General features: G+C 31.9%; 14 protein-coding genes and 1 tRNA gene. 6 read left to right on the top strand and 9 right to left on the bottom strand.

The window, feature by feature from the left end:
- Nucleotides 1–55: 55 nt before the first annotated feature.
- Complete coding sequence (locus ACN4EE_RS20070) at nucleotides 56–358, bottom strand: hypothetical protein (RefSeq protein WP_431708273.1); 303 nt, start codon at nucleotides 356–358, stop codon at nucleotides 56–58.
- A gap of 181 nt (nucleotides 359–539) precedes the next feature.
- Here ACN4EE_RS20070 and proB point away from each other — a divergent pair, with 181 nt between their 5' ends.
- From proB to ACN4EE_RS20045, 5 genes are all read left to right on the top strand, one after another.
- A complete protein-coding gene (gene proB / locus ACN4EE_RS20065; RefSeq protein WP_431708272.1) occupies nucleotides 540–1,649 on the top strand; it encodes a glutamate 5-kinase in 1,110 nt (369 codons plus the stop codon).
- A gap of 620 nt (nucleotides 1,650–2,269) precedes the next feature.
- Nucleotides 2,270–3,862 carry a B12-binding domain-containing radical SAM protein gene (locus ACN4EE_RS20060; RefSeq protein ID WP_431708271.1) on the top strand — a complete coding sequence of 531 codons (1,593 nt, stop codon included), beginning with the start codon at nucleotides 2,270–2,272 and terminating at the stop codon, nucleotides 3,860–3,862.
- Between the two features lie 344 nt (nucleotides 3,863–4,206).
- Nucleotides 4,207–4,437, top strand: a complete 231-nt coding sequence (locus ACN4EE_RS20055) for a DUF4277 domain-containing protein (protein ID WP_431708274.1) — start codon at nucleotides 4,207–4,209, stop codon at nucleotides 4,435–4,437.
- Nucleotides 4,438–4,548: 111 nt separating this feature from the next.
- Nucleotides 4,549–4,803 (top strand): type II toxin-antitoxin system HicB family antitoxin, encoded by a 255-nt coding sequence (locus tag ACN4EE_RS20050; RefSeq protein WP_431708270.1) that lies wholly within the window; start codon nucleotides 4,549–4,551, stop codon nucleotides 4,801–4,803.
- 4 nt (nucleotides 4,804–4,807) lie between these two features.
- Nucleotides 4,808–5,020, top strand: a complete 213-nt coding sequence (locus ACN4EE_RS20045; RefSeq protein WP_431708269.1) for a type II toxin-antitoxin system HicA family toxin — start codon at nucleotides 4,808–4,810, stop codon at nucleotides 5,018–5,020.
- A gap of 78 nt (nucleotides 5,021–5,098) precedes the next feature.
- Here ACN4EE_RS20045 and ACN4EE_RS20040 read toward each other — a convergent pair whose 3' ends face one another.
- From ACN4EE_RS20040 to ACN4EE_RS20015, 6 genes are all read right to left on the bottom strand, one after another.
- Nucleotides 5,099–5,368, bottom strand: coding sequence for an antitoxin (locus tag ACN4EE_RS20040; RefSeq protein WP_431708268.1), 270 nt, complete (start codon nucleotides 5,366–5,368; stop codon nucleotides 5,099–5,101).
- The gene (locus ACN4EE_RS20035; protein WP_431708267.1) at nucleotides 5,361–5,645 is read right to left on the bottom strand and encodes a BrnT family toxin; all 285 of its coding nucleotides are present in this window, start codon (nucleotides 5,643–5,645) and stop codon (nucleotides 5,361–5,363) included. The genes ACN4EE_RS20040 and ACN4EE_RS20035 overlap by 8 nt, the downstream gene beginning before the upstream one ends.
- Nucleotides 5,646–6,076: 431 nt before the next feature.
- Entirely contained in the window at nucleotides 6,077–7,216 is a 1,140-nt protein-coding gene (locus ACN4EE_RS20030; protein ID WP_431708266.1) for a tetratricopeptide repeat protein, read from the bottom strand.
- 32 nt (nucleotides 7,217–7,248) lie between these two features.
- On the bottom strand, nucleotides 7,249–7,773 hold the full coding sequence (locus ACN4EE_RS20025) for a hypothetical protein (RefSeq protein ID WP_431708265.1): 525 nt from the start codon (nucleotides 7,771–7,773) through the stop codon (nucleotides 7,249–7,251).
- Between the two features lie 70 nt (nucleotides 7,774–7,843).
- Complete coding sequence (locus tag ACN4EE_RS20020; RefSeq protein ID WP_431708263.1) at nucleotides 7,844–8,170, bottom strand: hypothetical protein; 327 nt, start codon at nucleotides 8,168–8,170, stop codon at nucleotides 7,844–7,846.
- 85 nt (nucleotides 8,171–8,255) lie between these two features.
- A tRNA-Arg gene (locus ACN4EE_RS20015) sits at nucleotides 8,256–8,329 on the bottom strand.
- 143 nt (nucleotides 8,330–8,472) lie between these two features.
- On the opposite strand from ACN4EE_RS20015, the gene ACN4EE_RS20010 reads away from it, so the two are divergent.
- The gene (locus ACN4EE_RS20010) at nucleotides 8,473–8,607 is read left to right on the top strand and encodes a transposase DNA-binding-containing protein (protein WP_431708262.1); all 135 of its coding nucleotides are present in this window, start codon (nucleotides 8,473–8,475) and stop codon (nucleotides 8,605–8,607) included.
- 223 nt (nucleotides 8,608–8,830) lie between these two features.
- Here ACN4EE_RS20010 and ACN4EE_RS20005 read toward each other — a convergent pair whose 3' ends face one another.
- Entirely contained in the window at nucleotides 8,831–10,162 is a 1,332-nt protein-coding gene (locus ACN4EE_RS20005) for a sensor histidine kinase (protein WP_431708261.1), read from the bottom strand.
- Nucleotides 10,163–10,325: 163 nt separating this feature from the next.
- Nucleotides 10,326–10,553, bottom strand: a complete 228-nt coding sequence (locus ACN4EE_RS20000) for a DUF7219 family protein (RefSeq protein ID WP_431708260.1) — start codon at nucleotides 10,551–10,553, stop codon at nucleotides 10,326–10,328.
- Nucleotides 10,554–10,999 lie beyond the last annotated feature (446 nt).

Genomic DNA, 10,999 nt, shown 5'->3' with positions numbered 1-10,999 from the left:
AGAGGGGGAAGAGGGGGAAGAGGGGGGAGACAAAAAATTACTAGGTTTTCAATTCTTAATTCTTAATTCTTCCCATCTGTCGCCATGCTTTTAACTGATTACCTTGACGAAATAGAATACAAGTAGCTAAACTAAAACGTTCAATTTCCGTCATTAAAATATCGGTTTTTTCCTTGATAATTTCTAAAAAATAAGGACAATGTTCAAAATTCAAACACAATACGGTAGAATTGTTCCAAGTTTCCCTATAAATACCACATTCTTCTGGTAAGATACCCACGAGATAACGAAACCTACTTAATACTTCTTGTTCAAAATCATAACTGGTAGATTTTTGGAACGATCGAGATTGTGACATAGAGAATTACCTCTTTTACTGCTTATATTTTTAAGCTATCACTGATTTTTATTTTCGATCGAAAATTTTACAAAAAATTTAGCTTCTAATGAAATCGTGCTTCTATCCTCGATAATCATATTTTCTTTCAAGTTTTTTAATACTTAAAATCGAAAACTTACAACTTTTAATACTTTCTTTTATGGCAAAAACCATCGTTATTAAAATCGGCACATCTAGCTTAACTCGCCCAGAATCAGGGAATTTAGCCCTTTCTACCATCGCTTCTTTAGTAGAAACCCTCACTAGCTTAAGACAACAAGGTTATCAAGTCATTTTAGTTTCTTCGGGTGCTGTGGGAGTAGGATGTGCTAGATTAAATATGATCGATCGACCTAAAAATATTAACCTTAAACAAGCTATCGCCGCCGTAGGACAAGGAAGATTGATAAGAGTCTATGATGATTTATTTAACCATTTAAAACAACCTATAGCTCAAATATTGCTAACTCGTAGAGATTTGATGGATAGGAGTTGTTATGTTAATGCGAGTAACACTTTTAGTGCGTTGTTAGACTTAGGGGTAATTCCCATTGTCAATGAAAATGATACCGTTGCCACAGAAGAATTAAAGTTTGGTGATAACGACACTTTATCCGCTTTAGTTGCCAGTTTGGTTAATGCCGACTGGTTGTTTTTATTAACCGATGTGGATAAGTTGTATTCTGCTGATCCTCGCATTGTACCATCAGCAACCCCTATTGATTTGGTTAATAGTGAAGAATTTAAGCAATTACAAATTGATGTCACAAATAGTGGTAGTGGGTGGGGTACAGGGGGAATGGTAACGAAATTAAGAGCTGCTCGTATTGCTTCTAGTGCAGGAGTGACAACGGTTATCACTAACGGCAAAAATCCTGATAACATATCTAAAATTTTAGCAGGAGATTCGATCGGTACCAAGTTTACCGCACAACCCAAAACCGAAAATGCCCGTAAAAGATGGATTGCCAACGGTTTAGTAGCTATGGGCAAAATTTATTTAGATGATGGCGCCGTCAAAGCCTTATGTCATCACGGCAAATCTTTATTACCTGCGGGAGTTACCCATATTGAAGGAGAGTTTAGTGCTAACGAAGCGGTAGAGTTAGCTAATGCACAAGGGCAAGAAATCGGTAAAGGTATCGTTAACTATAACAGCGAAGAATTAACGAAGATTAAAGGGCAAAAATCTGGAGATATTGCCAGTATTTTAGGTTATTTTGGTGTTGAAACCGTTATCCATCGAGATAATTTAGTCCTTTTTGATTAAAAAAGATGCCTCTTCTACTTTGAGTATGATAAATTATGTCTAAAAAAAGTGTCAGGTATTAAGTAGTAGGTGTTAGGTTAAATTAAAACTGTAAATTTATAATATCTGCATTTTTAAAATTATAAACCTATTATATATCAACGCTTTTAATTATTATTTAATACTAAAATATCATAACTGCTGTAGAAGAGCCAAAAAGATTCACCTTTAACACTTTAAAAATTTCGGCTCTCTTACTTTGAGTATGATAAATTATGTCTAAAAAAAGGTGTCAGGTATCAGGTGGCAAGTGTTAGGTTAAATTAAAACTGTAAATTTATAATATCTGCATTTTTAAAATTATAAACCTATTATATATCAACACTTTTAACAATTATTTAATACTAAAATATCATAACTACTGTAGAAGAGCCAAAAAGATTCACCTTTAACACTTTAAAAATTTCGATCGAAACCTTTAAACACCAAATTTTGTTATGATAAATTAAAGACTTCTGGACTTACACATATCAGGAAAAAATGTAAATAGAGGAGATTGCTTCATGCCTCGCAATGATAAAATTTCTTTATTACGGTGGAAGTCTTAGACTTATTTAATATCAACAAATTTTATTATTAATATGAATGTTTTTGCCCAAGAAAAATTATTATTTACTCCCGTACAAAAAAACTTAAATCCTATTCCTTTAATTTTTGCTTTTCCCAATGAATATACTGTGGGAATAACAAGTTTAGGTTATCAATTAGTTTGGGCAAATTTTTCTCTCAGAAATGATGTTGAAGTAAGTCGCTTATTTACCGATATTCACGAAAGTTTACCTAGAAATCCTGAGTTAGTAGGTTTCTCTTTTTCTTGGGAATTAGACTATGTTAATATCCTTAACTTATTAGAATTTTTAAACATTCCTATTTATAGTAAAGATAGAAACGAAAATCATCCTTTAATTTTTGGTGGTGGTTCAGTTTTTACCGCAAATCCAGAACCTTTTGCAGATTTTTTTGATATTATTTTGTTAGGAGACGGTGAATATTTATTAGATAATTTTATTAACATTTATCAAGAAGTTAGACAATATAATAGAAACGAAAAATTAACTCATTTAGCTAAAACAGAAGGAATTTATATCCCTAGTTTATACCATGTTAATTATCAAGAAAAAGATGGCAAAATAGAAAGTATTAAACCCATTAATAATGACATTCCAGATAGTGTAGAAAAACAAACCTATCGAGGTAACGTCTTATCCGCATCAACGGTAGTAACAGAAAAATCGGCATGGGAAAATATCTACATGGTGGAAGTCGTCAGAAGTTGCCCTGAAATGTGTCGTTTTTGCTTGGCTAGTTACCTTACTTTACCCTTTCGCACCGCTAGTTTAGAAGATTCTTTGATTCCAGCCATCGAAAGAGGCTTAAAAGTCACTAATCGCTTAGGATTATTAGGTGCATCCGTCACCCAACATCCCCAATTCGATACCCTCATTGACTACCTCTCTCAATCACAATTTGATGATGTCAGAGTAAGTATTGCTTCAGTAAGAACAAATACCGTTACAGAAAAATTAGCGGATTTTCTCAAAAAACGAGATACTCGATCGATAACCATAGCTATTGAGAGCGGTTCTGCTAAAATTAGGAAATTAATCAATAAAAAACTGGAAAATGACGAAATAATCCAAGCAGGAATTAACGCCCAAGCTGGAGGACTCAAGGCGATCAAATTTTATGGTATGGTAGGCTTACCCCAAGAAGACTTATCCGATATTGATGCCACTATCGATATGATGGCACAAGTGAAAAAAGTTGCACCTAAACTTAAAGTTACCCTTGGTTGCAGTACTTTTGTACCGAAATCTCATACTCCTTTTCAATGGTTTGGGGTGAATGCCGATAGCAAAAAAAGATTGCAATATTTAGAGAAAAATTTGCGGAAAATTGGTGTGGACTTTCGTCCTGAAAGCTATAATTGGTCAGTAATACAGGCTTTAATCTCTAGGGGCGATCGAAGGTTAAGTAAGCTCTTAGAATTAACTCGCAACTATGGTGATAGTTTAGGAAGCTATAAACGTGCTTTTAAAGAATTGAAAGGAGAAATCCCCCCTTTAGAATATTATGTACACGATCGATGGGAGTTCGATCGAATTTTACCATGGCAACACCTCAAAACCGCTTTAAGTGAAGAAACCTTAATTAAACATCTCAAAATAACCTGAGTGAAGGAGATGAGAAGGAGAGAGGGGGAGAGGGGGAAGAACAGCAATTCTCATTTTGGGAAAAATAGAACTAACGTTCTATAAACCCACATTCCGCACGTCAAAATGTAATACTTGAGACTATGAGCTTAGAGACGAAAAAAATGTTATCAAACAACAGACAAGTATGCTTTAATGACAAATACTCTGTCAAAGGTGAGTTCTCTATATAATTGAGAGAACTTAAATAAATTGGGAGAAAACTTACCTAATTTGAGAGATCATTAAATTAAGTTTTTAATCGAATTTTGATGATGAGTTCTTCTGAAGAAATACAAGTTCAAACTATTAATCATTTTTGATTAATAGCAGGAATTATTGATGAAATTGGCATTGAAAAAATTATCAATGATGCCCTTGGGGTAGATGAAAGAGAAATTGTAACATCTGGTCAAATAGTGAAAGCCATTATTGTGAATGGACAACGAAAGAAAATTAAGTATTTTTACCTGTATTTTTTTCTCAATAATTTGGTCGGTTTGAATAATGTTCTCATAATACTAGATGACGTGCGGAATGTGGGTTTTAGTAGATGATAACTGATTTGTTCACGGAGAAAAAATGAAATCATAAACTAAGTTTCGATCGAATAGTCTTGTGAATGATGGATTATGATAGGATGATCTGAAATGATTAATTCAAGGACGATGAAAAATATATATAAACTACCATTAATCTTAGAACCACAACCCGAAGGCGGTTATACTGTTACTTGTCCTTTATTACCTAGTTTAATTACCGAAGCGGATACACTAGATGAGGTGATTCCCAATGTTTCCGATGCTTTATCGGCGTTAATTGAAGCCTATCAAGAGTTCAATAAACCTTTACCTGCTTTTTTACAACCTATCATAGAACCGACTGTTATTTGGACGGAAACTTTAATACCCATTTCGGCATAAATTGATGAAATATAAAGAAGTTATCAAAAAATTAAAACAGATGGGATGTGAGGAAATTCCCAGAAAAGGAGGTGGTTCTCATCGTAAATGGTATAATCCCAAGAATGAGGTGGTAGTGCCAATTCCTGATTGGGGCAATAAAGATTTAAAATTAGGCACTTTAAGACAAATTATTCGCCAACTTGATCTTGATTGGGAAGAGTTTAAGAATTTATAATATCTCAATATTTTCATTTCACATTTAAACATATTTAAGAGATATTTTAAGGGTTCGATCGAGATAAAAAACAAGATATTAAGCAGTTTTATCGACTAATAAACCTTGTAAATATTTGTGTAAAATGTCTTCTGTTAAACTAGATGGAGATGTACCTAATTGATTTGCTAAGTTAGACAATTTTTGTTCATCTTCTCTTGATAATACTATTTGTATGGATTTTTCTAAATATTTTTGAGCATAACTTTGGTAAATCTTTTTTGCTTCTTCTACTTGCTTTATGCTGTGCCATTCTCCATTTTCTACACTGTTTAAAATATCTTTTTCTTCTTGATTTAAGTTACTCATTTGCATTCCCTCTTAAATATTTTTTTGTCATTTTTCTGCTAGGTATAATTGTTTTTAAAAATATTTCTTGATTACTTTCAACAAAGAGAACTAAATAAACGTAATCTTTTAATTTTATTATAAAAATAGATTGTTGGCTATACTTTTCTTTATTATAATGATCGATTACATCTAATAAATCTCCTTCTTTAATTGCCTTAACAACTTCAGGAAAACTAATATTTCGTTCTTTTATTAATAAGTTATTTTTGTTTTCATTCCAGTTAAAATTTTTCACCTGATAATTTTTGATAGGTACGAATGATAATCTATAGTATTATACTGCACTCTTTAACAATTTAGGTGCGATCATTACTCGTAATCCTAAAGATTATCCAAAAAATAGCACTATAGAGATTGCTTCGTACCGAACTAGGGACAATCCAACTTAACTAAATTATTCAATTTCCATTCCTAACTAGCTTCTCTTCATAATTAAAGATTATGGGGACTATTTCTATAGAAACATCAAAACACCTTCGCAAAACGGCAATGGATTTGAAGATTGATAAAAATATTCTTGTGGATTAGATTTTAGGTTATGTTTGCCATCCCGATCGGCGAGAGTTAGCCTTGAAGTTATATTTAAAACAAAAAATGTTGTATAAGCATACCGAAAGGGAAATTTTAGATATGCCTTCTCAGGAAATTTATGTGGACTGGTAGGTCTTATCCAATTAAAAAAATTTTTTTTTGCCACCAAGGAAGATATTGATTTTCTTCTTTTTGAATATCTCGAAGCATTTGTTGTAATTCTTTTTGATCTTCTTTTGTTAACTGATTTTTAAAATTTTTTATGGCTTTTTTCATCCAATTAGTTGCTTCCGAATATTGTCGTATTTTAGTAAATAGTTCTGCTATAATCAGATAATAATCTAGGCAAAAAGAATCTAAATTAACCACTTTCTCATAATTTTCAATGGCTTTTTTATATCTTCTCATTAGAAGATAACATCTTGCTATAGATAAATAAGCATCTTTTTCATGGGGATATATTAATATTATTTCTGAATAATTACTAATTGCACTTTTATATTGTTCTAACTCCTCATATAATTCCGCCCTTATCCAATAAAAATCAATATTTTTCGGGTGTTTTGCTATCAGACTTGTGCAATATGAGATTGCTTCTTGATATTTTTCTAATTTGATAAAAATCGTAATTTTAAAACCATATATTTCGTCTTCTAATTGAGGATCGATTGTATTTGCTTTGGTGAAATCTGTGAGAGCGTTTAAATATTTTTCCGTCTCAAAAAATATACATCCACGATAATATAGTGCTTCGGCAGAATCTGGAATTAAATCTAATACTTCTGAAAATCCATTTAAGGCAAGTTGAAAATTTTTTAGTTGAAGATAACAATAAGCCTTCCTAAATATGATTTCGGTATTTTCACTATTATCAGAAAGAATTTTATCATAGTCACAAATGGCTAGTTTGTATTTTTCTTGTGCTAGATAAACATGACCACGATTCTCATAAGCATCTAAAAAAGTTGGTTGTAATTGTATAGTTTTATTAAAGTCATTAATAGCGTCATTGTACTCACTGTTGTCAGCATAAATACAAGCTCTGTAAAAATAGGCTTCCACTAATTCAGGTTTTAATTCAATGGCTTTAGTAAAGTCCAAAATTGCTTTTTGATAATTATAAAAAAGAGCACTTACAATAGCTCCTCCTCCAACTATTCCCCCTAAAATTCCTCCAATCTTATTATTTTCAAAATTTTTAGAATCGAGTTTATCGAGATTATTGTAACCTTCAATAACTAATGTTTTTACACATTCTCCTACAAATTCTTCCATTTTTTTACTCCAAAATCAAAATTTTAACTCTTCTATATTTGAATTTGTACTCCTGAATCTTGAGTATTATCATCCCCCGAATAAGGGGTATTCAATATTTGTGAATCACGTCTATAACTTACCCAACTTATAAATAATATAATGAGGAGAATTAATCCACTAAAAGTAATTAATTTAATCTTGTTTTTCTTTCTTTGTTTGATAGTTTGTTCTCGGAAAGATTCATCTGTTAAACATTTTTTACTTAACATAAAAGATTTATTTACTTTGTCTAATTTTTTAGAAAGTTTAGGCAATAAAGAATTACATTGTTTTTGAATATCATTTATCATATATTTGTTATTATCTTGATGAAAATATAGTCTTCCTTCTTGATCAAAGCCAATAAATTGTATCTGACCAAATAAGACAATATATTTTTCTAAAATAGAAGTATTCAGACTTAATTCATCTTGACAATTTACTATATGCCTCATCGTATTTCTTATACTTTTTGACTTTTCAAAAATAGGCTCAAAATTATTAATCTGAATGTTTAAAATACCACGATCGTTCAAATCAAAATCTCCCGATAAGTTTTCTAAGTATTGATAAAAGTTGAGAAAAAAATTGTCAACACCTATCGACTTAGAGGATACGCAGACTTTCAAGAGTGCTGGAGTCGGGGTCTTTTTTGAGGTTATGGTAGAAATTGAGTAGGTCTGATAGAGTGATAAAATCGCCCCCCTTATCTTTTTTTTCTTTCCCTCTATTCCCTATATATTTTTCTTCCTCAAAAGTATTAAAAATTATGTCGTTGGTGATTTGGATAGCTTTCTTTTCAGGGGTAACTGGAAGATTAAGGGATAGATTGATAGGTTTTCCTTTATAGGTAAAACGGAGCAGGATACACCCATTATTGTCGTAGATGGTTATTTTGCTATCTGATGGACGATAGAGTTTTTTTTGAGTCATTGATTTATGCAAAAATTATGCAAAATATTAAGACTTCTGTGTAGCGTAGAGAAGCTGGAGAGAGCGAAAATGTAAAGATTTTCAACGGGTGCGACAGGACTCGAACCTGTGACCGACTGCTTAGAAGGCAGTTGCTCTATCCATCTGAGCTACGCACCCTTAAAATACAATTAACCATTATAACTGATTGTTGATGCTTTTTGCAACCATTAACCACATCAGATTTTAATCGTCTTATTCTGTAATCTTCTCTTAGCTTGTTGTGTTCCAATATTTATTGGATGACTTCTTAACTAAAGGCATTGGCACAGCCATCAGCCATCGTTCCACAAGCAAGTGAAAGTTGGAGTGACACAAAAGCTACTTATAATTTTTGGAAATCCGAAGGATTTGACTATTTAGAGCAAAACATAATCGTCGAGTGGAAGGTGAATTGAAATATCTATTGCCCTCACTACGGGCATCTGAATCTCAGGGAGAAATAGAAATTGTATTGCCGAAAACCGATTCATAGAATGGATATTGCCGACAATATTACCGATAGAGAACTATATGTGTTAGCCTGTATGCGACGATATACATATCGTTGGCTGATAGTGTGCCTAAACCATTGATTTTAATAACCTTTTGATTTATTCAGCAAACCCTAATTAATGATGATCAACAAACAAGAGGGAGAGTGACAATAAAGTTACTCCCCTCATTTATTTTACTTTCCACTTTGATTTTTCCTTGATGACTTTCCACAATGGCAAGGACGATCGACAATCCTAAACCAGTACTATAATAGTTATTATCCCCTTTAGTACGAGCAGTATCTCCTCGATAAAATCGATCGAACATACGGGGTAACATATCTTCCCTTATACCCATACCATTATCTTTTATCTGGATTTGACAATAATTTTTGTGATTTTTTTTGATAGTTTTTAAGATAACTTCGATCGATAAATTTTGTTGATTATTTTCTTTAAAATTGTGAACAATAGCGTTACTAATTAAGTTAGTAAATAAACGATTAATCTCATCCCAATCACCGTTAATATTAAATAAATTTTCGGTAATATTATCATTATTTTCGATGGTAAAATATAAGTTAATACTTTTTTGTTGTGCAATAATTTTTTGTTCTTCTACTACCTCTAAAAGAAGAGCATCTAAAGGAATTTCTTGAAAATTAGGTTTAATAATACCGCTATCACTTCGAGCTAAAAATAATAAATCATTAACTAAATTTCCTAATCTTTCTGTGAGTCTTTCTAAAATTGTTAACTGTTTTTGTTGTTCATTAATATCGACTTCAGGATAAGATAAAAGGCTTTGAATATTAGTTTTAATAGTAGCAATGGGGTTTCTCAATTCATGGGAAGCATCTGCTGTAAACTGTCTTAAACTTTGGTAAGATTCGATCACAGGTTGAATGGCAATTCCCGATAAAAACCAACCAATTCCAGCTACCGAAAGAATCATCAAAAAAATTGCTAAACTTAAATCAAAAGTTAATTGTTGAATGGGTTTTATAATGTCAAATAAAGGATGACTTACTCTTAAATAACCCAACACATAACGCCCAATTTCTACTCTTTTGGTGATTTGTCTTAATAAATAATCATCAGAAATGCGAATAGTTTTACCCCCTGAATTAAAAGACAGGGGAATAGGCAAGGGTGACTCTAAAGTTTGCCATAATAACTCACCATTAGGACTAAACCATTCTAAATCAATATGATCATCTTCCACTTGATTGGTAGCGTTGGGATGTTGATAAAAACTACCTTCTAAGTTTACTTGATATGTGCCTTCTTCTTTACTCACTCTCTCTATAATTAAGGAAGGCTCAACTATTTCTAAAACGTGTTTTAAGGTGTCGTCAATTCGATCGAGCAGAGTAGTATAAACATAACTATAAATACCGATAGCAAAAATAATCAGTAAGAAAGCAGTTACACTGGTGTACCAAATAGCTAGACGACGACGGGTAGCTTGAAACATTAAGGAATCACAAGAAAAATAAATTGCTTTAAGCTAGGAAATAAAAATCTATTCGATCGAAGTCTATCAAAACTAGGCATTTTTACCAAAAATCAAGGTTGTGAGATTCCGAAGCAAGTTCGGAAAGACAAGTTTCGGTTATTATTGCGTAAGTCCTATTCTATTATTCTTCAACGAATAAAAGTTCATTCCATAACTGCTCCATTTTCTCACATACTTGAGAAGTAGATAGTTTCCCGTTGGTATGTAGAGCGGTAATATAGTTAACTTGAGAGGTAAACATCTGCAATTTTTGATTAGGAATAAAGCCTTTGATATAGTCTTGCCCGTGATAAGGTGAAATTGGATAAAGAAAATCTCTTTTGATTTCTTGAACAATTGTGTTAACCATTGTTTTCCCCCCACTATTACTATAATTTTTGACTTAATTTTATCTTAACCTATTCTTAACCTGTTTTGTCGAATATAAATATTTCCTGACTATTGAAGCAGGGTTTTTTCAAAGTCGGGGTAAAATTGCATTTTATTAGTTCAATTCATTGAACGAAAAATATTAGCTGTAGAATTTATTACACAGCGCGTTATTGATGAAAACCTATATCCCAACGTGTAATTCACTACACGTCTAATAGCGATCGTTAAATAAATTTAACTTAATTTCTACAAAAATATCACTGTTTTTCATAATAATTGATTTTCTAATCATAAAAAATGGCTAGATTTGTTGTCAATTATAGTTTCTAATTAGGGGTTGCTGAAAAAGTCTTTTGATGAAGATAGGGAAGAGGGAAAAGGGAAAAGGGAAGAGTGAATAAATGACAAAAATCAAGGTTTTGA

The organism is Geminocystis sp. CENA526, from assembly GCF_050753365.1.
Lineage (GTDB): Bacteria > Cyanobacteriota > Cyanobacteriia > Cyanobacteriales > Cyanobacteriaceae > Geminocystis.
Note: the sequence above shows the minus strand (reverse complement) of the source record. Positions and strands in the feature narration are given on the sequence as shown.

Coding starts and splice junctions, on each gene's coding strand:
- ACN4EE_RS20050 (WP_431708270.1), top strand. CDS start 4,549: ATGAAAAATATATATAAACTACCATTAATCTTAGAACCACAACCCGAA.
- ACN4EE_RS20030 (WP_431708266.1), bottom strand. CDS start 7,216: ATGGAAGAATTTGTAGGAGAATGTGTAAAAACATTAGTTATTGAAGGT.
- ACN4EE_RS20060 (WP_431708271.1), top strand. CDS start 2,270: ATGAATGTTTTTGCCCAAGAAAAATTATTATTTACTCCCGTACAAAAA.
- ACN4EE_RS20020 (WP_431708263.1), bottom strand. CDS start 8,170: ATGACTCAAAAAAAACTCTATCGTCCATCAGATAGCAAAATAACCATC.
- ACN4EE_RS20045 (WP_431708269.1), top strand. CDS start 4,808: ATGAAATATAAAGAAGTTATCAAAAAATTAAAACAGATGGGATGTGAG.
- proB (WP_431708272.1), top strand. CDS start 540: ATGGCAAAAACCATCGTTATTAAAATCGGCACATCTAGCTTAACTCGC.
- ACN4EE_RS20040 (WP_431708268.1), bottom strand. CDS start 5,368: ATGAGTAACTTAAATCAAGAAGAAAAAGATATTTTAAACAGTGTAGAA.
- ACN4EE_RS20000 (WP_431708260.1), bottom strand. CDS start 10,553: ATGGTTAACACAATTGTTCAAGAAATCAAAAGAGATTTTCTTTATCCA.
- ACN4EE_RS20005 (WP_431708261.1), bottom strand. CDS start 10,162: ATGTTTCAAGCTACCCGTCGTCGTCTAGCTATTTGGTACACCAGTGTA.
- ACN4EE_RS20070 (WP_431708273.1), bottom strand. CDS start 358: ATGTCACAATCTCGATCGTTCCAAAAATCTACCAGTTATGATTTTGAA.